Raw genomic sequence first — 21,514 nt, 5'->3', positions numbered from 1 at the left:
ACATTTGGATCTGCGGTCAGTTGAGGACTTCGCTTAGCGGGATGAAATTGACTCGATCACCCACCTCCAGCGTCGTGCCCTCCAACACCTCCACCAACCCCTCCGCCCACGCCGCGCTGCGCAGCACGCCGGAGCTCTGGTTGCGGTAGATGATCGCCTTGCCCTGCTCGATGCGCCCGCGCAGATACTCGCGGCGGTTGCCCGGCTTGGGCCAGGTGAACCCCACCGGCACTGCGAAACGCAGCGGCTCGACGTCGGCCACTCCCTGACGGCGCAGCAAATACGGACGCGCCAACAGCGCGAAGGTCACCAGGGTCGAGGCCGGGTTGCCCGGCAGGCCGATCACCGGCACACCACGGAAATGACCAAAGGTCAGGGGTTTGCCCGGCTTGATCGCCAGCTTCCATAACGCCAGCTCACCGTCTTCGCGCAGGGCGATACCGAGGAAGTCCGCCTCGCCCACCGACACACCGCCCGTGGACAAAATCAGGTCAACCGCGCTCAAGCCTGCCAGTCGGGAACGGGTCTGCTCCAGATCATCCGGCAGGATGCCCGCGTCGATGACTTCGCAGCCCATACGCTCAAGCCAGGAACACAACACGCGGCGGTTGCTGTTGTAGATCTGGCCCGGGCCGAGCGGCAAACCGGGTTCGATCAGTTCATCACCGGTGGACAACACCGCAACACGCGGGCGGCGGATCACGTCCAGCCGATCACGGCCAAGGGAAGCCGCGAGGCCCAGTTCGATCGGGCCCAGGCGCGTACCCGCCGCGAGCACCAAGTCGCCGACGGTGGTTTCCTGGCCTTGGGGGCGAATGTTCTGGTTGAGCTGCAACGGCTCGCTAAAGCTCACGCGTTCGTCGGCGTGGACCACGGCGTTTTCCTGCATTTCCACGCAGTCCGCGCCTTCCGGTACCGGCGCCCCGGTGAAGATGCGCGCACAGGTTCCAGCCGCCAGCGGCTGTGGCGCCTGGCCAGCGAAAATACGTTGGCTGACAGGCAACGGTTCACCGGTCCAATCCGCCAGGCGCACGGCGTAACCGTCCATGGCGCTGTTGGGCCAGGGCGGCAGGTCGAGGGTGGAGACCAGGTCCTGGGCCAATACGCGGCCATCGCACTCGGCCAGGGGCAGCACGTGCTGCTCGCGGATCGGCGCGCCTTCGGCCATCGCCAGCAGCTGTTGCAGGGCGTGTTCTACCGGCATCAGGGCGCCGGTCTTGCCGGGCTTACCCACGGGATTCACAAGGTTCGGCCAGCTTCAGGTGCGGCACGAAGTTGCACGGCCGGTGACGGTTATCCAGTTGTTCGGCGAGGATGCCATCCCAACCGGTGCGCACTGCATTGGTGGAGCCCGGCAGGCAACACACCAGGGTGCCGTTGGCCAGCCCGGCCAGGGCGCGGGATTGCACGGTGGAGGTGCCGATGTCGGCCACGGAGATCTGGCGGAACAGTTCGCCAAAGCCGTCGACCTGTTTGTCGAGCAGGCAACTGACCGCTTCGGGGGTGCTATCGCGGCCGGTGAAGCCGGTGCCGCCGGTGATCAACACCACTTGCACCACGTCTTCGGCAATCCAGTGGGCGACCTGGGCGCGGATCTTGTAGAGGTCGTCCTTGAGCAGCACGCGCTCGGCCAGGTTGTGCCCGGCTGCGGTGAGGCGGTCGACGAAGACCTGGCCCGAGGTGTCGGTGTCCAGGGTGCGGGTGTCGCTGACGGTCAATACCGCGATATTCAGGGGTACGAAGGGTGCATCGGCCTTGGCTTTCATGGCACGGTCCGGTTGTCGAAGGAACAGCCCGATGTTATATCACAGGCCCCTGTTCAGCTGCCTGCGCGGAACCCACATGCCACTCGATTCAATGCCCCTGCCCTGTTCGATCCTGCTGTTGGCCGGTGGCCGCGGCCAGCGCATGGGCGGCCAGGATAAAGGTCTGCTGGACTGGCACGGCCTGCCCTTGATCGCACACTTGCAGCGCCTGGTGCGACCACTCACCGATGACCTGATCATCTCGTGCAACCGCAACCAGGCGCAGTACGCCCCCTATGCCGACCAGTTGGTGAGCGACGACAGCCCGGACTTCCCCGGGCCGTTGGCCGGTATCCGCGCGGGACTGGTCGCCGCGCGCCATGAGCACCTGCTGATCCTGCCATGCGATGTGCCACACATCGACGCCCGACTGCTCGCCGACCTGCGTGAAACCGCACAACGCAATCCATCGTTGCCGGTAATGGTGCGCCACGGTGAATTCTGGGAACCCTTGATCTGCATCATCCCCATCGGTCTGCGAACCGAGGTAGAACAGGCCTGGCATGCCGGTGAACGCAGCCCACGAAAGATCCTCCTGCAATTGGGCGGTGTGGGCCTGGAATGCCCAACCGATGACCCACGCCTGGCCAACCTGAATACACCAGAGCTGTTGCGCCAAAGGTCTGACGTGTCAGAATGAACCTTCGCACAAGGAACTTTGGCGACGTCCCACACGTCACAAGGTCAGTAATCAAAAAAGTATTCTCTCGGAGACAACACCCATGACTCAACGGACCATCGCCGCTCTCATGCTTGCACTGGGCCTGGCTACCCTCGCCGGTTGCGCCTCGCCGACAGTGATCACCCTGAATGACGGTCGCGAAATCCAGGCCGTCGACACCCCGAAATACAACGAAGATTCGGGTTTCTACGAATTCGAACAACTTGACGGCAAGCGTACCCGCATCAACAAAGATCAGGTTCGCACCGTTAAAGACCTGTAAGTCTCAGCGCTTGCACATAAGGCCCGCCTCGCGCGGGCCTTGTCGTTTCCGGGGTCACCAGTCGAGGGTGATCCGGCTGCGAAAAAGGCGTTCTTCAGCGGTGACCGGGTCGACAAACCGCACGCCCTGGGCCAGCAGCTTGAGAGGGTTGGCGTAATCGTCGACGGCATCCTTGATCACCTCCGGGTAGAACGGATCGTTGCAGATGCTCGCCCCCAGCGCGGTCATGTGCACGCGCAACTGGTGCTTCTTGCCGGTCACGGGAAACAGGCCGTAGCGCCATAAGTCGCCATTCTTTTCCCGCACCTCCACCGCTGTTTCGGTATTGCTGGCGCCCGGGCCCTCCTGCATGCGGAAGAACGGTTCGCCATCCACCAGGCGGCTTTTGTGTACCAATGGGAACGTCAGCCCAGGCAAAGCCGGGGCAATGGCTTCGTAGAATTTATCGATCTGGCGCGTGGGAAACAGCTGCTGATAGGCCGAGCGGCTGGACGGGTTGGCCGAGAACAACACCAGCCCGGCGGTGTGCCGGTCGATGCGGTGCAGGGGCACCAGTGCAGGGTTGTCCAGGCGGCGAATCAGGCGGCGCAGCAGGGTTTGCTCGACGTACTCGCCGGCCGGGGTCACGGGCAGGAAGTGCGGTTTGTCCGCCACCACCAGGTGCTCGTCGGCGTAGAGGATGGTTTCCTGCACCGGGATGACTTTTTCGTTGGGTACTTCACGGAAGTAATAGATGCACAGGCCTTCCTTGTAGGCCAGGTCCAGGGGGATGGGGTTGCCATTGACATCCAGCACCCGCCCCCGGGCGATGCGGTCCAGCCAGTGTTCGCGGCTGATCGCCGCAAAGTGCTCGCACAGACACTCCAGCACCGTTGCCCAGGGGCCAGGTGGCAGGTACAGGGTGCTGGCTTGGTGCTGGGACGCGGAAAAAGCGGATGTGGACATGAAGTGCTCGAAGCCTGGGAAAAACAGGCAGGCATTATCCCGCATGAAGCGGGACTCGGCCTAGGGCGGATCTCAGGCCTTGGCCAATTCCGCCCGCAGGATCGGCGAAGCACTCGCCGCCTCGGTGAACTCCTTGAGCCAGCGCAGCACGTCCACCGCCTCCCAGCGGCCGGGATCGTAAAGCGCGTACAACAGGCCCTGGTAGCCCACCACATCGAGCTGCTTGTGATAACCGGCGCGCTGGAACAACGCTTCGATCTCGGCAAAGCAGGTATTGAAATGCACTTTGTTAAACGGCGTCTTGCCTTCCGTGACCAGGCCGTCGAGGCGCAGCTCGTTCACCGCGTCGCGCACGACATCGGCAGACATGCGATTGACGCTGCTTTTCAGTTGTTCAACATTCACCACGGGCGTTCCCTCTATTCAATCGCTGTACAAACATACAGTAACGTAATATTCGGAAACCCGCCATCGCATAAACGTCAGCGCAGGAAGGCGACAACCTGATCCGCATCGAAGGGCCAATCCAGTTCAGCCCCCGTGTCCACCCGCCGAAGCACCGGAATCCTTAGGCCGTAGGCGTCGGTCAGGTCCTCGGGGTCGGTGATATCAACCAACTCAACCAGCAACCCGCGCTCGACGAGCGGCATGATTTCGGCTTCGGCAATTTCACAAAGATGGCAACCCAGGGTGCCGAACAACTGGCATTCAGGAAGCATGACGAATGGCCCTGATCAGTAAGTAGACAAATATTCTAAGCCTGACAAAAACCTGTGGCGAGCGGGCTCGCCACAATAAACCCTGACCCAGATCACCATGGCCTATAACTGATTCAGCGATTCTCGCGGCTTTTTGCCCGCTCACCCTGCAATGGAGATGCTTGTGTTCGCCAACCTGCTGATCATTCTGGCCTCATCCCTGGTGGTGATTGCGCTGTTTCGCCGTCTGCAACTGCCACCCGTGCTGGGCTACCTGTGCGTGGGCCTGGCCGTGGGGCCCACTGCCCTGGACTGGGTGAATGACAGCGAGGATCTGCCCGACCTCGCCGAACTGGGCGTGGTGTTCCTGCTGTTTTCCCTGGGCCTGGAGTTTTCCCTGACCAAGATGCTCGCCCTGCGCCGCGTAGTGTTTGGCCTGGGCAGCTTGCAGGTGGTGGGTTGCAGCGTGCTGCTGGGGGGCTTGTTGATAGCCTTTGGTGTGGCGCCGGGCATCGCCTTGTTGCTGGGTGCAGGGCTGGCGCTGTCGTCCACAGCAATCGTCAGCAAGGAACTGACCAGCCTCGGCGAAATCTTCAGCAGCCATGGCCAGAACGCGATCGGCGTGTTGCTGTTCCAGGATGTGGTGGCGGTGTTGCTGCTGACGTTGGTACCGGTGTTCGCCGGCAGCAGCGAGCAGGCCTGGTACTGGGCATTGCCGCTGACGCTGGGCAAAACCGTGGTGTTGTTCGTGGGCCTGTTGCTCGCCAGCCGCTGGTTATTGCCGCGCTTGTTTCATGAGGTCGCCGCCTCCCATTCGGCGGAGCTGTTTGTGCTGCTGGCGCTGGTGATCGTCTTGCTGACCGCTTGGCTCACCCACTTGCTGGGCCTCTCCCCTGCCCTCGGCGCCTTCCTGGCCGGCATGCTGCTGGGCGAAAGCCATTACCGCCATCAGATCGAAGCGGATATCCGCCCCTTTCGCGACATCCTGCTGGGGCTGTTTTTCGTCAGCATCGGCATGCTCATCGACCTGCAGTTGTTCGTCAGCCACAGCCTGTTGATCCTCGGCATGACCCTCGCGCTGATGCTGATCAAAGGGTGTGTGGTGGCTGCGTTGGTCAAGCTGCGCGGCAGCGACAGTGAGACTGCCTGGCGCAGCGGCCTGGCCCTGGCCCAGGGCGGTGAGTTCTGTTTTGCGCTGATGGCGCAGATGCAGCAGAGCCGGTTGATACCCGATGAATTCAACGGCTTGCTGCTCGCCGCTACGTTCTGTTCGATGCTGTTGACCCCACTGCTGTTGCGCGCCGCACCGGCGATTGCCCTGCGCCTGCACCGCAAGCCCAACCAACAGGTGCAATTGGAACAGATCACCGCCCTCAACGCCCAATTACAAGGGCATGCGGTCATCTGCGGCTATGGCAGGGTCGGGCAATCCATCGGGCGCTTTCTGCGCAATGAGCAACAGGCGTTTATCGCCCTGGATGACGACCCGGAACGGGTGCAGGAAGCCGCCACCGAAGACAGCAGCGTGCATTACGGCGATTGTCGCCGTGGCGCGTTGCTCAGTGCAGTGGGCCTGGAACGCGCGCGCCTGGTGGTGATTGCCGTGGACAACAGTGATGTCGCCCTGGCGGTGCTCAAGGAAGCACGCCATATCAACCCCGACGTGCCGATCCTGGTGCGCACCCGCGATGACAGCCAACTGGCTGAATTAAAAGCCGCGGGCGCCAACGAAGTGGTGCCCGAGTTGCTGGAGTCGAGCCTGATGCTCGCCTCCCACGCCTTGATCCTGCTGGGCCTGCCGGACCACCAGGTGCAGGCGCGGGTCGATGAAGTACGGCATAACCGCTATCGCCTGCTGCACGGTTTTTACACGCATCCGAGCACCGACGAAGAGGCGCCGATCAATCCTGACTGACCGCACCGATCTTGTGGATCGACAGGTCTGCGCCGTAATACTCCTCTTCCTGGCTCAGGCGCAGCCCGTGCACGCGCTTGATCACGCCGTACACCAGCAGGCCGCCGCCGAACGCGACGGCCACACCGAGCCCCGTGCCGATCAATTGGCTGATCAGGCTCACGCCGCCCAATCCACCCAGCGCCGTCTGGCCAAAGATGCCGCACGCAATCCCGCCCCATACACCGCACAGGCCGTGCAGTGGCCATACACCCAGCACGTCGTCGATCTTCCAGCGATCCTGGGCGGCGATAAAGCACCACACAAACAGCCCGCCCGCGACCACACCGGTGACCAGCGCGCCCACCGGATGCATCAGGTCGGAACCCGCGCAGATCGCCACCAGCCCGGCCAACGGACCGTTATGCAGGAAACCGGGGTCATTGCGGCCGATCACCAGGGCGGCAACGGTGCCACCGACCATGGCCATCAGCGAGTTGACCGCCACCAGACCGCTGACACCGTCCAGGGTCTGCGCGCTCATCACGTTAAAACCGAACCAGCCGACAATCAGGATCCACGACCCCAGCGCCAGGAACGGAATGCTCGACGGCGCGAAGGCCACCAGGCGCCCTTCGCGGTAGCGCCCGTTGCGTGGGCCCAGCAGCAACACCGCCGCCAGCGCCAGCCAGCCGCCCATGGCATGCACCACCACGGAGCCGGCAAAGTCATGGAAGCTGGCGCCAAACGTCTTGAGCAGCCAGGCCTGCAAACCGAAATTGCCGTTCCACACCATGCCTTCGAAAAACGGATAGATAAATGCCACGATCAACGCAGTGGCGCACAACTGCGGAGCGAACTTTGCACGCTCCGCAATACCGCCGGAGATGATCGCCGGGATCGCTGCCGCAAACGTCAGCAGGAAGAAGAACTTCACCAGGCCATAACCATGATCCGCACTGATTACGGCCGCCGGTTGCATGAAGCTCACACCGTAGGAGATCCAATAGCCTATAAAGAAATAGGCCAGGGTGGAGATGGCGAAGTCGCTGAGGATCTTCGACAGGGCGTTGACCTGGTTTTTCTGGCGCACCGTCCCGACTTCCAGAAACGCGAAGCCGGCGTGCATGGCCAGAACCATGACCGCACCAATCAGGATGAACAGGGTATTGGAACTGTGGACGAGGGTATCCACTGCACTTTGCAAATTTTCCATGGAGGGTGGCAGGCCTGCATTAAAGGCAAAAAGCACCAAAGCGGTTCAAGCCAGGGTTTCGCGCACTAAATTAGCACCACCGGCCCCACCCCTCTTCAGAGGGCATGAACCGCTTTAGCGCAGCGAAAAACACAACAGGCCATTGCCGACAGGGTTTTTCCGCGAGTTTCAGTTATTTAGGGTAAGGTTTTTAAGGCACTGGCCTTAGGCCGCCCAGATTCAGCGCAGGCCCAGGAGCCTGCGCACCAAGGCAAAGCAAAAGCTGTACCACACAATTGCACTGAACCTTCACCGAAGCCGGTGACTCGAAACCACACGTACCGATCAGCCAATCACGGAGATAACCATGGCCAGAAGAACTGCAAAGACTGCTCAAGAAATACTGATGGCGGATTTTCAAACCCTGGTGACTGACACCGAAAGGTTGCTGGACGACACCAAGGTGCTTGCGGGAGACCAGGCCGATGAACTGCGCGCCAAGATTCATGACACGCTGTTACAGGCCCGCGAAACCCTCAAGCAAACCGAAGACTCCCTGCGCGAGCGCGGCCAGGCGGCGGTCACCGCGACGGAAGATTACGTGCAGGCCAACCCTTGGCAGTCGGTAGGCATTGCCGCCGGCGTGGGCTTTCTGATCGGCCTGCTGGCCACAAGGCGCTAATCATGTCTATCGGCGAAACTGGCTCGTCCACAGGTACCACCTCACGACGCCTGGGCGCGGCCGTTCTAGGCTTGCTGCACAGCCACGTCGAACTGTTTGGCATCGAATTGCAGGAACAGAAGGCCCGCACCGTCAGCCTGCTGCTGTTTGCCGGCCTGGCACTAGTGTTTGCCCTGTTGCTGCTGGTGGGGTTGTCGACGCTGGTGATGATCCTGGTATGGGACACCGGCTACCGCCTGACCGGGATCATTTGCCTCTGTGTGTTCTATACCCTGGCCGCCGCCTTCTGCGGGGTGCGCTTGAAAGCGGCAGTGTTCGATGAGTCCACGCCGTTCCACGCCACCCTCGAAGAACTGGCCAATGATCGGGAGCGCCTGCTGCCATGAGCTCGAATGAAACCCAGCAAACCTCCCGCCGGGAAATGCGCAAGGCCTTGATCCGCCTGCGCATGGAGATGCACCGCCAGGAGATTCGCCACGAGTCCCAGCAATTGATGGTGCCGCTGAACAAGGTGCGCAACATGGGCCAAAGCTTTCAGGGCGGCCTGGGCATCAAGCACGCGCCGCTGTGGGGCGTGGCCGCTGTAACGCTGATCGGTTTCTTCACCGGTAAGGGCGCCAAGGGCGGCGGGATCAGCAGTGTGACGCGCCTGGTTCGGCTCGGTGCCGGATTAATCCCGCTGATCAAACTGGCCATGCAAGGCAATTCACGCAAAGGTTGAGCCGGCTGGCTGCATTCTTGCTAACAGAATCGGCCCGGTCCCCGTTTTCGAGGGCCGGGCCTTTTTTCGCCACCTCTCTTAAGGAGGCCCCGTGATCGACGGGCAACCGCTCGCCTGCTTCCAGCCGTTTATCGACACCGCCACCGGTCGCATTGCTGGCGTCGAAGCCTTGGGCCGTCTACGCCAGGCTGATGGCAGTTTGCACTCCGTTGGCCCGTTGTTCGCCGACCCACGCACGCCAGGCGCGACCTTGCGCCGTCTCGACCGGCAGATTCGCGACAATGCGTTAAGCCGCCTGCATGAAGCCCCGCAAGACTGGTTCCTGAGCCTGAATATCTCGCCGCGCTGGATTAACCAACTGCGCCCGGGCCAGGCGCTGCCGAGTCTCAAACAGATTCACAGCCATGGCGTCGACCCGCAGCGCATTGTGTTCGAGATCACCGAACTGGGCGGCGACATCCAGCGCCTGGCCGAGGTGGTGGCACGTTATCGCGAGGCCGGTGCGCGCATCGCCATCGATGACTTCGGCGCCGGCTATTCCCAGCTTGACCGGGTATTGGCGCTGCAGCCGGACATTCTCAAGCTGGACATGCGCCTGTTCCAGCAAGCCGCCAGGGGCGGGCCGAGCAGTGACGTAGTGCGAGCGCTGGCGCAGATGGCGGAAAAGACCGGCTGCTGGATCATTGCCGAAGGCGTGGAAACCGAGGCGCAGCTGAGCTTCGCCCTGGAATGCGGGTCGCGCTATGTACAGGGCTATCTGTTTGCCCAGGCGCAATTGGACTGGTTCGCCACCGACGCCTTCGTGCCGCGTTTTGACCAACTGCGCGCGGCGTATGTCCAGCAGAAACTGGCCGAACGCGGCCGCATCATGCAACTGCGCCAGCAATTGACCGAACTGATGAAGATCCTGCAATCCTGGGCACAAGCCCAAGCCCCGCTGGATCACTTGCCCCAACTGCCAGCCTTCCCCTGGCTGCTGCGCTTTTACCAGTGCGACCGGCATGGCACCCAGTTGACCCCCAACTTCGAATGGCGCCAGGACGCCTGGCAGGCCGACAGCCGCTATCTGGGCCACAACTGGTCGTGGCGCCCGTACTTCTATCACCTGCTGGCCGAAGGTTGGGAGGAGCGTCGCCTGACGTTGTCCTCGACCTACCGTGACGCCACCACCAACCAGTACTGCCTCACCGCCGGACAATTCTTCCATAACGGTCAGCGCTTGCTGTTAATCGATATCGACGCGGCCGGCCTGTAGATTTTCGCTTGCCCCGTCAGGGCGGAACCGGGAAGCTGGGAGGGTCATTCACCGTACGGAGAGTACCCGCCTTGGATTGGCCCACCCTGCTTACCCGCGAACGCCTTGGAAAACCCCTGCACAGCCCGGAAGAACTCGGCCGCAGCCCGTTTCACAAAGACCATGACCGCATTATCTTCTCCGGCGCGTTTCGCCGCCTGGGCCGCAAGACCCAAGTGCACCCGGTGTCCAGCAACGACCATATCCATACCCGCCTGACCCACTCCCTGGAAGTCAGCTGCGTAGGCCGCTCCCTCGGCATGCGCGTGGGCGAAACCCTTCGCAGCGCCCTGCCCGACTGGTGCGACCCGAGCGACCTGGGCATGGTGGTGCAATCGGCCTGCCTGGCCCATGACATCGGCAACCCGCCGTTCGGGCATTCCGGCGAAGACGCCATCCGCCACTGGTTCCAGCAGGCAGCGGGGCGCGGCTGGCTGGACGACATGAGCACCGCCGAGCGCAATGATTTCCTCAACTTCGAAGGCAATGCCCAAGGGTTCCGGGTACTGACCCAGTTGGAATACCACCAGTTCGACGGCGGCACGCGCCTGACTTACGCGACCTTGGGCACGTATCTCAAGTACCCCTGGACTGCCCGCCACGCCGATTCCCTGGGTTACAAGAAACACAAGTTCGGCTGCTACCAGAGCGAATTGCCGATCCTCGAACAGATCGCCAGCAAGCTCGGCCTGCCGCAACTCGAGGAACAACGCTGGGCTCGCCATCCCCTGGTCTATCTGATGGAGGCAGCAGACGACATCTGCTACGCCTTGATCGACCTGGAGGACGGCCTGGAAATGGACCTCCTGGAGTACGCCGAAGTCGAGTCGCTGCTGCTCGACCTGGTGGGCGACGACCTGCCGCAGACTTACCGCCAACTGGGCTCCCAGGATTCGCGCCGACGCAAGCTGGCGATCCTGCGCGGCAAGGCCATCGAGCACTTGACCAACGCTGCGGCGCGCGCCTTCGTCGAACAACAGGATGCCTTGTTGGCTGGCACCTTGCCCGGCGACCTGGTGGAGCATATGCACGGCCCCGCCAAACGCTGCGTGCTGGATGCCAAGGACATGGCGCGCAAAAAGATCTTCCAGGACAAGCGCAAGACTCTGCACGAGATCGGCGCCTACACCACCCTGGAAATCCTGTTGAACGCCTTCTGCGGCGCGGCCCTGGAGCAGCACGGCGGACGCACGCCGTCGTTCAAGAACCGGCGCATTCTCGACCTGCTGGGCAACAACGCGCCGGACCCTGCGTGGCCGCTGCACAGGTCGTTCCTGCGGATGATCGACTTCATCGCCGGCATGACCGACAGCTATGCCACCGAGATGGCACGGGAGATGACCGGGCGCTCCAGCCCTCAATAGCCTGACTGATCAGGCCGCCTGTTCACTGAACAGAATCTGCCTACGACGGGAACAGAGCGGCCTGATCGAATTCGCACAAGCACCCGAAGAATAATCGCGCACGCTCCGGGCAGGTCTGGTGAACAGTTCCTACGTGCCCCCTATCGACGCTTGACTCACCGTGTGCCTTCTATGCCCAGTTACCCTCTTCGTATCCTGTTGGTGGAGGACCATCCCTTTCAACTGCTCGCCACCCAATGCCTGCTGAGAAGCTTCGGCTTCGAACACCTCGCCCCGGCCGAAAACGCCGAGCAGGCAATCCGTTTGATGACCCAGGCCGAGGCGCCCTTCGACATCATCCTGTGTGACCAGTGCCTGCCCGACCTGCCTGGGCTTGAACTGATTGAAATTGCCAGTCGCCAATGCTTTATCAAGGCCGCCATCTTGCTCAGCGGACTTCCCGAGACAGAACTTTCAGCGTTGCAAACCCAAGCCCTCAAACGTGGCCTGCCATTGCTCGGCTACTTGCCAAAGCCGTTGAATAAAGATGAGCTTGCACATTTGACCCATACATTACTGACGTTATAAATGTAGGACTTTAAACAAATCGTCCGGTCGGAAAATTCTCGCACAACCACCGTAAAGTTCTTGCCATGCCCCTTCAACCCATGCCCCTGCGAAACGTTGACCTATCGCGTTACAACTCCTTAGAGACAGGTAGGCTTTTACCTTTTTTAATGTAGGAACTTTCCTGTTTTATACCTGTTGCCACCCAAGTTCATGCTTACCCGTCGGCTTCTGAGCTAATGTGCCCGCTTTATTTGTACTTGCATGGAATATGATCATGAACACAGTTTTTATTATTGATGACCATCCCGTTATAAGGCTGGCCATACGAATGTTGTTGGAGCACGAAGAAAATTTCAAAGTAGTCGGCGAAACGGATAACGGATGCGACGCCATACAAATGGTCCGCGAATGCATGCCGGACCTGATCATCCTGGACATCAGCATTCCAAAACTCGATGGCCTGGAAGTGCTTTGCCGCTTCAACGCCATGAACGCCTCGATGAAAACCCTCGTTCTGACGGCTCAATCCCCCACCCTGTTTGCCACTCGATGCATGCGTTCGGGCGCCGATGGCTACGTGTGCAAGGAAGGTGACCTGAGCGAGCTGATGAGCGCCATCCGCGCCGTACTGTCCGGTTACAACTACTTCCCCAGCCAAGCCTTGACCCCCTGCGATGAAAGCGGCAAGGAACTTGAACTGTTCAAGGCCGTTAATGATCGTGAGTTGATGGTATTGCAACTTTTTGCACAAGGCCGTACCAACAAGGAAATCGCTAAAGGTATGTTCCTGAGCAACAAAACAGTAAGCACATATAAAAAGAGGCTGATGCAAAAACTTCAAGCCAAGTCCTTGGTAGAACTTATCGAGATGGCAAAACGAAACGCGCTAGTGTGAGAAAGCGGATGCCCAGGCGTATAAAGGACTATTTGATTATATTGAGTGCCGGTTTGTGCTTCAGCACCGCCGTACCTGCAACCCTTCCAGCAAGCCCGGAGCATTTCAACCTATTGAGTCGCGCGAGCTCCGTGCAGCTGGAGCCCCACCTGAACAAGGCCCAGCGCCAATGGCTCCAGAACAAACGCGAACTGGTACTGGGCGCGGCGTTTCCTGACTACCCGCCTTTTGACCTCACCTCCAGCGGGCGTGACTATGAGGGACTCACCGCCGACTACGCCGGCTTGCTGGCAATGGCGCTGGACGTGCCGGTAAAAGTGTTGCGCTACCCCTCTCGGGAGGCCGCCATTCGTGCCCTCGAAGCGGGGGATATCGACCTACTGGGCTCTTCCAACAGCTTTGAAGCGGCAAACCCCAACCTGACCCTGTCGGAGCCGTACGCCGTGGACCGGCCGGTACTGGTGACCCGCGAAGGCGAAACTCGCAGCCTGAATGATGGGCTGGCCGGCATGCGGCTGGCACTGGTCTATCACTATCTGCCACTGCACGAGGTGGAAAAGCTGTACCCCAAGGCAATCATCCGTGCCTACCCCTCTTATCAAAACGCCTTGAATGCAGTGGCTTTCGAGCAGGCTGACGTTTTTCTCGGCGATACCATTTCCACCCACTACATGATCAACAAGGGTTATCTGAAAAACATTCGCATGGCTAACTTCGGTAGACATGAAGCCTATGGATTCAGCTTTGCAATGCCCCAGGACCAGCGAATGCTGTTGAGCATCGTCGACGCCGTACTGAGGGCCGTGCCCACCTCCGAACGGGAAACGATCGCCAAACGCTGGAGTGCCGGCAGCGACATCCTCTTGACCGACCAAAAGCTGCAGCTGACCCTTCGCGAAGAACGTTGGCTGAGAGAAAACCCAGTAGTCAAAGTGATCGTGAACCCCACGTTTGCGCCGCTGACCTTCTTCGACGCCGATGGTAACTTTCGCGGCATTACGGCCGACCTGCTGGAGTTGATTCGCCTGCGCACAGGGCTGCGCTTCGAAGTCCAGCGCGGGCGTGATGTGAACACGATGATCGAGCACGTAGAGACCGGCAAAGCGGACATCATCGGAGCAGTCATCCCCAGCGTCGAGCGAGAAGCCCAACTGAACTTCAGTCGTCCCTATCTGGAAAACTCCTACGTGATGTTGACACGCAAGGACGGCCAGGCACCTACAGGTCTGGAGGAAATGGAAGGCAAGCGCCTGGCGGTCACTCAAGGCAGTCCACTGAAAAAATTCCTGCGTGAGCACTTCCCAAAGATTCAGTTGGTAGAAACCGGCGACACATTCAAGTCAGCCGAACTGCTGGTACAAGGCCATGTAGAGGGCGCAGTTAATACGCTGGTGGTCGCCAATTACTTCCTGTCCTCGCAGATGCTTCAGGACAAGATTCAAATCAGCTTCAGCATTGGCACGATGCCGGCCACCTTCGGGCTGGCGACATCACGCAGCGCCACCGAACTCAGCTCGATTCTCGACAAGGCTTTGCTCAGCATCGCACCGGATGAACTGGGCGTGATCAACAGTCGTTGGCGCGGCTATACCGCCGCCTCAGACAGCTACTGGCGTGATTATCACCAACTGATTGCGCGCATCATCATCGGGACCGGGCTGCTGCTGCTGATCTCCCTGAGCTGGAACGCGTACATGCGCCGCCAGATCAAGCACCGGAAAATGGCCGAGCGCGCCCTCAATGATCAGTTTGAGTTCATGCGCGCCCTGGTCAATGAAACCCCGCACCCGATCTACGTACGTGACAACAAGGGGCTGCTGCAGACCTGCAACGACAGTTACTTGCAGGCGTTCGACGTCAAGCGCGAAGACGTGATAGGTAAAAGCGCGGTCCAGATCAGCACAGCCCTCGCAGTCGAGGCGGCGCAATACCATGCCGACTATCAGCGCGTGGTGGCCGAAGGCAACCCGCTGATCCTGGATCGCACCCTGCATATTCGCGGAAAAAAACTGACGATCTACCACTGGATCCTGCCGTACCGCGACTCCGTCGGTGAAGTTCAGGGCATCATCGGTGGCTGGATCGATATCAGTGAACGACGCCAGTTGTTCGACGAACTTCGCACCGCCAAGGAGCGAGCCGACGAAGCCAATCGGGCCAAGAGCACATTCCTCGCCACCATGAGCCACGAAATCCGCACGCCGATGAACGCGGTGATCGGCATGCTCGAACTGACCCTCAAGCGGGCGGACCAGGGCCACCTCGACCGCCCCGCCATCGAAGTTGCCTACAACTCGGCCAAGGATCTGCTGGAGCTGATCGGCGACATCCTGGACATCGCACGGATTGAATCCGGTCGCCTCAGCCTGGCACCGGAACGCGTGAACCTGAGGGAGGTGATCGAGTCGGTAGTGCGTGTCTTCGACGGCCTGGCACGCCAGAAGACCCTTAGCCTGTTGCTGGAGTTCACGCCTGATCTTGAACACACCGAAGTCCTGATCGACCCACTGCGCTTCAAGCAGGTGCTGTCCAATCTGATCAGCAATGCCATCAAGTTCACCGAACGTGGCCAGGTAAAGATCAAGGTGGAAGTATCAGCCACCGAATTGCCGCAGCAGGTCGAGATGAAACTGGTGGTGGAGGACACCGGCATCGGTATCAGCCGGGACGACCAGATGCGCCTGTTCGAACCCTTTGCCCAGGCGGACAACTCAGGACAGTTGGCCAGGAGCGGTGCCGGCCTTGGGCTGGTAATCTGTCGCAGCCTGTGCGCCATGATGGGCGGGCAACTGAGCCTGAGCAGCGTGCCCATGGTGGGCACCCAGGTGCATGTGAACCTGAAGATGAATCGCCTGCAGGCAGCGCAGGTAGTCGACGAACTCAAGCCTGCCGCAACCACAGATGTGCCTGTGCTCAATGTGCTGGTAGTGGACGACCATCCGGCGAATCGCCTGTTGATGTGTCAACAGCTCGGCTACCTGGGCCACCAGTTCACCGCCGCCCAGAACGGCGCCGCCGGCTTCCAGGCCTGGCGCCAGGAGCACTTCGACCTGGTAATCGCCGATTGCAACATGCCGATCATGAATGGCTACGAGTTGAGCCGTTCGATCCGCGAATACGAGCAACGCGAACAGCTGACGCCTTGCGTAGTACTGGGTTTTACGGCCAATGCCCAGCCAGAAGAGAAGCAACGCTGTGCACAGGCGGGCATGGATGACTGCCTGTTCAAGCCTATCAACCTCACGGCGCTGGAGCGGCAACTGGCAAAGATCAGCCCCCAGCCCACCGGCCTGATCCTGGACATCGGCAATTTCGAGGCCCTTACCGGTGGCGATCCACATATGTGCCGCCTGCTGCTGAAGGAGTTGCTGAGCAGCAGTCGCCAGGATCGCCAGGAGTTGGTCGCGTTGATGGCTGCGCAGACCGGCGTCGAGGCCATCATCGAACAGGCTCACAAGATCAAGGGAGCCGCTCGCATCGTTCAGGCCAGTGCGCTGGCCTCGCAGTGCGAAGCCCTCGAACAGGCCTGTGCCCGGGGCGATGATCGGCCCCTGATCGAAGCGAGTGTGAAGTCCCTGGAGAAGCTGATGCTGGAGCTGGAGAGGATGCTGCAAGTGCGGCTTGACGAGCTGGATGGCCAATAAGGGGCGGGCGCGCCCCCTATTTGATCAGCAGTCGGTCAAGCGCAGGAAAATCGCCGCCAGCTGTTCGATACCGGCCTGGTCCTGAGGGGTAAAGCGGGCCAACGACGGGCTATCGAGGTCAAGGACACCAATCAATGTGCCGTCCTTGAACAGTGGCACCACCAGTTCGCTATTGGACGCGCTGTCACAGGCGATATGCCCGGGAAATGCGTGAACATCGTCTACTCGCTGGGTTTGCCGCGAGGACGCGGCCGCGCCGCACACCCCACGGCCGAACGGAATACGCACACAGGCGATCTGCCCCTGGAACGGGCCAAGCACCAGCTCTTCATTGCGGTTGAGGTAAAAGCCCGCCCAGTTCAGGTCATCCAGCTGGCTGAACAGGAAAGCGGAAAACTGGGCGCTGTTGGCGATGAAATCGCGCTCATCGGCCAGCAGCGACTCCAGCTGGGCACTCAGCAGGGCATAGCCACCGAGGCCGGTACCGGCTTGTTGTAAATCGATCATGGTTGACGCTCCAGCAATTTGAGACCCACCCAGTAACGGGCGAATTGATACGCGCAACGACCGTTGCGGTTGCCGCGCCCGGTAGCCCAGCGCACGGCGAGAATATCGAGGGCCTCATCGCGCTGCCACTGCAAACCCGCCTTGTTCGCCAGCTCACCGATCCAGTGCTCGACCACGTCCAGGAAATGTTCCTGGGTGAACGGGTAGAACGATAGCCACAAGCCAAAGCGGTCGGACAGGGCAATCTTGTCTTCCACCGCCTCGCTCGGGTGCAACTCACCGTCCACGCGCTTCCAGTTATCGTTGTCGCTCTGGTTTTCCGGCACCAGATGGCGGCGGTTGGACGTGGCATACAACAGCACGTTTTCAGGCGCCTGCTCCAGGGAGCCGTCCAGCACGCTCTTGAGTACCCGATAGTCACCTTCGCCGGCTTCGAACGACAAGTCGTCGCAGAACAGGATGAAACGTTGCGGCAACTTGAGCAGTTGCTCAACCACGCGCGGCAGATCGGCCAGATGGTCACGCTCGATTTCGATCAGGCGCAAACCGGCCTTGGCGTGCTGGGCGAGCAAAGCGCGGACCATGGACGATTTACCGGTGCCCCGCGACCCCCACAGCAACGCATGGTTGGCAGGCAGGCCATCCAGAAACTGCTGGGTGTTACGCGCAAGGGTTTCACGTTGCTTGTCTACGCCGATCAGGTCGGACAGGCGCATGTCCAGGCTCACGTCCAGCGGCAACAGGAAACCACTGCGGCCCTCACGTTGCCAACGGGCGGCCAGGCACTGATTCCAGTCGATGGTTTGGCGTGGCGCGGGCAACAAGGGTTCCAGGCGAGCGAGCACTGCATCGGCTCGCTCTAGAAAGGCACTCAATCGAGAATCCACGATTATTCCTCTGGCAAGTTCTTGCAAAAGATGGCGTATTGGCAACCCTGCGACAGACCGCTTGGGGCTGCGTAAAAAACGATTCATGCCGGGCAAGCCTTAGCTTGTGGATGTTCAGCTATGCTTGCCGGGCGAAGGGAAACGTGAAGTGGTTCAACACTCAATGGATATCAAGTTCGCCCACCGCTTGTCTTATAAACAAGCCAGATTGACTGTGCTGGTCGGTTTCGTCTTGGGAACCTTACTCAGCCTGATCCAAATCGGCATTGATTATGCCAGCGAAGACGCATCCATCAACCGCGAAATACGTTCGCTGATCGAAATCAGCCATAACCCCGCGTCACGTATCGCCTACAACATCGATGCCGAACTGGCCCAGGAACTGACCCTGGGCCTGCTGCACTCCCCCGCCATCATTCGCGCGCAGTTGATCGACAACAACGGCGTGGTACTGGCCGATGTCGACCGACCACGCAAGGAAAGTACCTACCGGCCTATCAGTGACTTTATGTTTGGCGCCAACCGTCAGTTCGAAGACAAACTGTTCCTGGGCCACATGCCCAATGAGTCACTTGGTGTACTGCGTCTGGACGTCGACACCTACGCCTTTGGTAGCCGGTTCCTACGCCGCGCTGAGATCACCCTGCTCAACGGGTTCGTGCGCAGCCTGCTGCTGACCGGGATTTTGCTGGGCCTGTTCTACGTGATGCTGACCCAGCCACTGGTGCGCATTATTCGTGAGCTGAGCACACGCAATCAGGCACGCCTGGACTGCCCGCCAGGGCATGAGCACGATGAAATCGGCGTGCTGGTAAACGTCGCCAACCAGCAATTCGAAAACATGGAAACCGAAATCCAGCAGCGCCGCCACGCCGAAGACCGGCTGACTGAATACTTGGGGCAACTGGAAGACATCGTTTCCGCGCGCACCCTTGAACTCAAGGCCAGCAACCAGCGACTGACCCAGTCCAACGATGAACTGGAAGCGGCGAAGATGAAGGCATTGGGCATGGCCCAGGCCCGGGCGGCCTTCCTGGCGAATATGAGCCACGAAATCCGCACCCCGCTCAACGGCCTGCTGGGCATGATCGCGCTGTCGCTGGACAGTCCGTTGAACGCCGAGCAACGCCAGCAACTGTCTATCGCCCATGACTCCGGCAAAGTGCTGGTGGAGTTACTCAACGATATTCTCGACCTGTCCAAGTTCGACGCCGGCCAGTTGGAGCTGGAGCGCATCCCGTTCGACTTGGGCGCACTGGTGGAAGACACCGCCAACCTGTTATCGCAGAACGCCGCACCGAGCGTGGAACTGAGCTGCCTGATCGACCCGCAGTTCCCGGCCCAGGTGCTGGGTGACCCGACCCGTGTGCGGCAGATTGTCAGCAACCTACTCTCCAACGCCTTGAAGTTCACGCGCTTTGGTCGGGTTGATGTGCGCCTGCGTACCCACGACGGCGGGGTGCGCATTGAAGTCTGCGATACCGGCATCGGCATTGCGCAGGAGGCCCAGGTGAAAATCTTCCAACCGTTCACCCAGGCAGGCGCAGGTATCACTCGCCAGTTTGGTGGGACGGGCCTGGGCCTGGCGCTGACGCACAACCTGTGCGAAGCGATGAAGGGGCGTTTGAGTATCAGCTCGGAAGTGGGCTTTGGCAGCCAGTTCTGCGCCGACCTGCCACTGCCTGCCCACTTGCCCGCCTTGCAGCCACCGCCGCTCAAAGGTGAGGTCATCGCCATCACCAACGCCGGCAGCGGCCTGACAGAGTTGCTCACGACCCTGCTGCCCAGTTGGGGACTGGCCCCCCGTTGTTTCACCATGGAAGACGACTTGAGCGGGCAAACGCCTGACCTGCTGATTACCGACTGCCCGGAATGCCTGTTCCGCATACGACCGGGCATTACCACGCCCATCCTGCTGGTGACCGCCTATGGCAATTTCATGCCCAGCGAAGAAGTGGCAGCGCTCGCGCCGCTGCACCAACAGGCGCGCCCCTTGAGCCGCAACGCGCTGTACCAGATCCTGCACCGCAACTTACGCACCGACGCACATCTGATGCCTGACCCAATCCAACTGGATGCCGCGCCACTCGCACATCGGGCGCGCATCCTGCTGGTGGAGGACAACCCGGTCAACCAACTGGTGGCCAAGGGTATGCTCAGCAAGCTGGGCTGCGAAGTGATTGTCGCCGCCCATGGTGGCGAAGCACTCAAGTTTCTTGAAGAACAGCGCTTCGATATGGTGCTGATGGACTGCAACATGCCGGTGATGGATGGCTATGAGGCCAGCCGGCAGATTCGTCGCAGCGGGCGCTGGCCGGACCTGCCGATTGTCGCATTGACCGCCAACGCCCTGTCCGAAGAACGCGAGCGCTGCCGTGCGGCGGGGATGAATGACTACCTGGCCAAGCCGTTCCGCCGCGAAGAACTCAATGCGCTGCTGGACTTGTGGGTGCCTGGGACGACAAGTCTTTAAGCTGCGCAAGCAACTGGTCGAGGCCATCGCGCAAGGCATCGGCTTGATTCAGGTCGATGCCGCGATCACACAACAAGCGGGTCTTCAAACCATGGGCCTGGTCCCGCAGTTGCACACCGGCCGCGCTCAGGCTCAAATGCACTTCACGCTCATCCCTGGCACTGCGCCGGCGCTTCACTAACTCAAGCTGCTCAAGGCGCTTGAGCAGCGGCGTCAGCGTGCCCGAGTCGAGCATCAGGCGTTCACCCAAGGCCTTGACCGTCGGCTGCAGCGCAGGCGTGGCGTGCCACTCCCATAACACCAGCATCACCACATATTGCGGGTAGGTCAGGCCCAACTGGTCGAGCATCGGCTTGTAGGCGCGGGTGACTGCGCGTGACGCTGCGTAGAGCTTGAAACACAGCTGGTTGTTCAGGGCCAGGGACACGCTGGGCAGGTCGGTCATTTGAGCAAGGCTTCGATCTCTTGGGTCAAGTCCTGCGGCTTGGTGGCAGGACCGAAGCGCTTGACCACCTGGCCGTCGCGGCCGATGAGGAACTTGGTGAAGTTCCACTTGATGCCTTTGGAGCCCAGCAGTCCGGGCGCCTGTTTTTTCAGTTGCACGAACAGTGGATGGGCATCACTGCCATTGACGTCGATCTTCTTGAACAACGGGAAGCTGACACCGAAGTTCAGCTCGCAGAATTCGGAAATCGCACCTTCGTCACCGGGCTCCTGCTTGCCGAACTGGTTGCAAGGGAAGCCCAGCACCACCAGGCCCTGGTCCTTGTACTGCTGCCAAAGTTGCTCCAGGCCCTTGTACTGCGGGGTGAAGCCGCATTTGCTGGCGGTGTTGACCACGAGGACGGCCTTGCCGGCGAAATCCGCCAAGGTCTTTTGCTCACCCTTGATGGTGGTGCAAGGGATACTCAGCAGGTTGTTGCTCATGGCAGTGCCTCGATAAAGGGGGAAGAAGGTGAAACATAGTAGGCAATTCAATTGTGTGCAATTTAATTGACCAGACTGATGGCATCCCAT

The 21,514-nt window shown here is 60.5% G+C and carries 22 protein-coding genes; 12 read left to right on the top strand and 10 right to left on the bottom strand.

Features of this window, described 5'->3' with window-relative positions:
- Positions 1–16: 16 nt before the first annotated feature.
- Both glp and moaB read right to left on the bottom strand, forming a co-directional pair.
- Positions 17–1,243, bottom strand: coding sequence for a gephyrin-like molybdotransferase Glp (gene glp / locus M2397_RS05605; RefSeq protein ID WP_184746412.1), 1,227 nt, complete (start codon positions 1,241–1,243; stop codon positions 17–19).
- Positions 1,227–1,766, bottom strand: a complete 540-nt coding sequence (moaB, locus tag M2397_RS05600) for a molybdenum cofactor biosynthesis protein B (protein ID WP_131699497.1) — start codon at positions 1,764–1,766, stop codon at positions 1,227–1,229. Before moaB ends, glp begins: the two co-directional genes overlap by 17 nt.
- A 76-nt stretch (positions 1,767–1,842) precedes the next feature.
- On the opposite strand from moaB, the gene mobA reads away from it, so the two are divergent.
- Entirely contained in the window at positions 1,843–2,445 is a 603-nt protein-coding gene (gene mobA, locus M2397_RS05595) for a molybdenum cofactor guanylyltransferase MobA (RefSeq protein WP_259242407.1), read from the top strand.
- A gap of 82 nt (positions 2,446–2,527) precedes the next feature.
- On the top strand, positions 2,528–2,749 hold the full coding sequence (locus M2397_RS05590) for a YgdI/YgdR family lipoprotein (RefSeq protein WP_010211805.1): 222 nt from the start codon (positions 2,528–2,530) through the stop codon (positions 2,747–2,749).
- 54 nt (positions 2,750–2,803) lie between these two features.
- Here M2397_RS05590 and M2397_RS05585 read toward each other — a convergent pair whose 3' ends face one another.
- The 3 genes from M2397_RS05585 to M2397_RS05575 all read right to left on the bottom strand — a co-directional run bounded on the left by M2397_RS05585 (position 2,804) and on the right by M2397_RS05575 (position 4,413).
- Positions 2,804–3,694 (bottom strand): pseudouridine synthase, encoded by an 891-nt coding sequence (locus M2397_RS05585; RefSeq protein WP_131699499.1) that lies wholly within the window; start codon positions 3,692–3,694, stop codon positions 2,804–2,806.
- Between the two features lie 72 nt (positions 3,695–3,766).
- A complete protein-coding gene (locus M2397_RS05580) occupies positions 3,767–4,102 on the bottom strand; it encodes a hypothetical protein (RefSeq protein WP_010565034.1) in 336 nt (111 codons plus the stop codon).
- A 74-nt stretch (positions 4,103–4,176) separates the two neighbouring features.
- Positions 4,177–4,413: a glutaredoxin family protein gene (locus M2397_RS05575; RefSeq protein ID WP_131699500.1), complete on the bottom strand. Its 237-nt coding sequence runs from the start codon at positions 4,411–4,413 to the stop codon at positions 4,177–4,179.
- A gap of 157 nt (positions 4,414–4,570) precedes the next feature.
- On the opposite strand from M2397_RS05575, the gene M2397_RS05570 reads away from it, so the two are divergent.
- Complete coding sequence (locus M2397_RS05570) at positions 4,571–6,307, top strand: monovalent cation:proton antiporter-2 (CPA2) family protein (protein WP_259242406.1); 1,737 nt, start codon at positions 4,571–4,573, stop codon at positions 6,305–6,307.
- Here M2397_RS05570 and M2397_RS05565 read toward each other — a convergent pair.
- Positions 6,294–7,502 (bottom strand): ammonium transporter, encoded by a 1,209-nt coding sequence (locus M2397_RS05565; protein WP_090410096.1) that lies wholly within the window; start codon positions 7,500–7,502, stop codon positions 6,294–6,296. The genes M2397_RS05570 and M2397_RS05565 overlap by 14 nt on opposite strands.
- Before the next feature lie 346 nt (positions 7,503–7,848).
- On the opposite strand from M2397_RS05565, the gene M2397_RS05560 reads away from it, so the two are divergent.
- From M2397_RS05560 to M2397_RS05525, 8 genes are all read left to right on the top strand, one after another.
- Entirely contained in the window at positions 7,849–8,163 is a 315-nt protein-coding gene (locus tag M2397_RS05560; protein WP_012723021.1) for a YqjD family protein, read from the top strand.
- A 2-nt stretch (positions 8,164–8,165) separates the two neighbouring features.
- Complete coding sequence (locus M2397_RS05555) at positions 8,166–8,549, top strand: phage holin family protein (protein ID WP_033901397.1); 384 nt, start codon at positions 8,166–8,168, stop codon at positions 8,547–8,549.
- Positions 8,546–8,884 (top strand): hypothetical protein, encoded by a 339-nt coding sequence (locus tag M2397_RS05550; RefSeq protein ID WP_131699502.1) that lies wholly within the window; start codon positions 8,546–8,548, stop codon positions 8,882–8,884. The genes M2397_RS05555 and M2397_RS05550 overlap by 4 nt, the downstream gene beginning before the upstream one ends.
- A gap of 91 nt (positions 8,885–8,975) precedes the next feature.
- Positions 8,976–10,139, top strand: a complete 1,164-nt coding sequence (locus M2397_RS05545; protein WP_131699503.1) for an EAL domain-containing protein — start codon at positions 8,976–8,978, stop codon at positions 10,137–10,139.
- A gap of 71 nt (positions 10,140–10,210) precedes the next feature.
- A complete protein-coding gene (locus tag M2397_RS05540) occupies positions 10,211–11,542 on the top strand; it encodes a deoxyguanosinetriphosphate triphosphohydrolase (RefSeq protein WP_145338064.1) in 1,332 nt (443 codons plus the stop codon).
- A gap of 171 nt (positions 11,543–11,713) precedes the next feature.
- On the top strand, positions 11,714–12,109 hold the full coding sequence (locus M2397_RS05535; RefSeq protein ID WP_131699505.1) for a response regulator: 396 nt from the start codon (positions 11,714–11,716) through the stop codon (positions 12,107–12,109).
- A 256-nt stretch (positions 12,110–12,365) separates the two neighbouring features.
- The gene (locus M2397_RS05530) at positions 12,366–12,986 is read left to right on the top strand and encodes a response regulator transcription factor (RefSeq protein WP_065939963.1); all 621 of its coding nucleotides are present in this window, start codon (positions 12,366–12,368) and stop codon (positions 12,984–12,986) included.
- A gap of 8 nt (positions 12,987–12,994) precedes the next feature.
- Positions 12,995–16,630 carry a transporter substrate-binding domain-containing protein gene (locus M2397_RS05525; RefSeq protein WP_259242405.1) on the top strand — a complete coding sequence of 1,212 codons (3,636 nt, stop codon included), beginning with the start codon at positions 12,995–12,997 and terminating at the stop codon, positions 16,628–16,630.
- 24 nt (positions 16,631–16,654) lie between these two features.
- Here M2397_RS05525 and M2397_RS05520 read toward each other — a convergent pair whose 3' ends face one another.
- Complete coding sequence (locus tag M2397_RS05520; protein ID WP_259242404.1) at positions 16,655–17,137, bottom strand: GAF domain-containing protein; 483 nt, start codon at positions 17,135–17,137, stop codon at positions 16,655–16,657.
- Complete coding sequence (locus M2397_RS05515) at positions 17,134–18,024, bottom strand: ATP-binding protein (protein ID WP_131699508.1); 891 nt, start codon at positions 18,022–18,024, stop codon at positions 17,134–17,136. Before M2397_RS05515 ends, M2397_RS05520 begins: the two co-directional genes overlap by 4 nt.
- Before the next feature lie 163 nt (positions 18,025–18,187).
- Between M2397_RS05515 and M2397_RS05510 the strand changes: the two genes are divergently transcribed.
- Positions 18,188–20,497: a response regulator gene (locus tag M2397_RS05510; RefSeq protein ID WP_131699509.1), complete on the top strand. Its 2,310-nt coding sequence runs from the start codon at positions 18,188–18,190 to the stop codon at positions 20,495–20,497.
- Here M2397_RS05510 and M2397_RS05505 read toward each other — a convergent pair.
- A complete protein-coding gene (locus M2397_RS05505) occupies positions 20,451–20,942 on the bottom strand; it encodes a MarR family winged helix-turn-helix transcriptional regulator (RefSeq protein WP_131699510.1) in 492 nt (163 codons plus the stop codon). The genes M2397_RS05510 and M2397_RS05505 overlap by 47 nt on opposite strands.
- The gene (locus tag M2397_RS05500) at positions 20,939–21,424 is read right to left on the bottom strand and encodes a glutathione peroxidase (protein WP_027607003.1); all 486 of its coding nucleotides are present in this window, start codon (positions 21,422–21,424) and stop codon (positions 20,939–20,941) included. The genes M2397_RS05505 and M2397_RS05500 overlap by 4 nt, the downstream gene beginning before the upstream one ends.
- Positions 21,425–21,514 lie beyond the last annotated feature (90 nt).

The organism is Pseudomonas sp. BIGb0381, from assembly GCF_024809815.1.
In the GTDB taxonomy this organism is placed as follows: Bacteria; Pseudomonadota; Gammaproteobacteria; order Pseudomonadales; family Pseudomonadaceae; genus Aquipseudomonas.
This window is presented reverse-complemented; position numbering and strand designations above follow the sequence as displayed.

Excerpts from the sequence above, each read along its gene's own strand:
- M2397_RS05530 (WP_065939963.1), top strand. The coding sequence starts at position 12,366 with ATGAACACAGTTTTTATTATTGATGACCATCCCGTTATAAGGCTGGCC.
- M2397_RS05570 (WP_259242406.1), top strand. The coding sequence starts at position 4,571 with ATGCTTGTGTTCGCCAACCTGCTGATCATTCTGGCCTCATCCCTGGTG.
- M2397_RS05500 (WP_027607003.1), bottom strand. The coding sequence starts at position 21,424 with ATGAGCAACAACCTGCTGAGTATCCCTTGCACCACCATCAAGGGTGAG.
- M2397_RS05525 (WP_259242405.1), top strand. The coding sequence starts at position 12,995 with ATGCCCAGGCGTATAAAGGACTATTTGATTATATTGAGTGCCGGTTTG.
- M2397_RS05560 (WP_012723021.1), top strand. The coding sequence starts at position 7,849 with ATGGCCAGAAGAACTGCAAAGACTGCTCAAGAAATACTGATGGCGGAT.
- M2397_RS05590 (WP_010211805.1), top strand. The coding sequence starts at position 2,528 with ATGACTCAACGGACCATCGCCGCTCTCATGCTTGCACTGGGCCTGGCT.
- M2397_RS05505 (WP_131699510.1), bottom strand. The coding sequence starts at position 20,942 with ATGACCGACCTGCCCAGCGTGTCCCTGGCCCTGAACAACCAGCTGTGT.
- M2397_RS05520 (WP_259242404.1), bottom strand. The coding sequence starts at position 17,137 with ATGATCGATTTACAACAAGCCGGTACCGGCCTCGGTGGCTATGCCCTG.
- M2397_RS05575 (WP_131699500.1), bottom strand. The coding sequence starts at position 4,413 with ATGCTTCCTGAATGCCAGTTGTTCGGCACCCTGGGTTGCCATCTTTGT.
- M2397_RS05510 (WP_131699509.1), top strand. The coding sequence starts at position 18,188 with ATGGATATCAAGTTCGCCCACCGCTTGTCTTATAAACAAGCCAGATTG.
- M2397_RS05535 (WP_131699505.1), top strand. The coding sequence starts at position 11,714 with ATGCCCAGTTACCCTCTTCGTATCCTGTTGGTGGAGGACCATCCCTTT.
- mobA (WP_259242407.1), top strand. The coding sequence starts at position 1,843 with ATGCCACTCGATTCAATGCCCCTGCCCTGTTCGATCCTGCTGTTGGCC.
- M2397_RS05565 (WP_090410096.1), bottom strand. The coding sequence starts at position 7,502 with ATGGAAAATTTGCAAAGTGCAGTGGATACCCTCGTCCACAGTTCCAAT.
- moaB (WP_131699497.1), bottom strand. The coding sequence starts at position 1,766 with ATGAAAGCCAAGGCCGATGCACCCTTCGTACCCCTGAATATCGCGGTA.
- M2397_RS05550 (WP_131699502.1), top strand. The coding sequence starts at position 8,546 with ATGAGCTCGAATGAAACCCAGCAAACCTCCCGCCGGGAAATGCGCAAG.
- M2397_RS05585 (WP_131699499.1), bottom strand. The coding sequence starts at position 3,694 with ATGTCCACATCCGCTTTTTCCGCGTCCCAGCACCAAGCCAGCACCCTG.
- M2397_RS05555 (WP_033901397.1), top strand. The coding sequence starts at position 8,166 with ATGTCTATCGGCGAAACTGGCTCGTCCACAGGTACCACCTCACGACGC.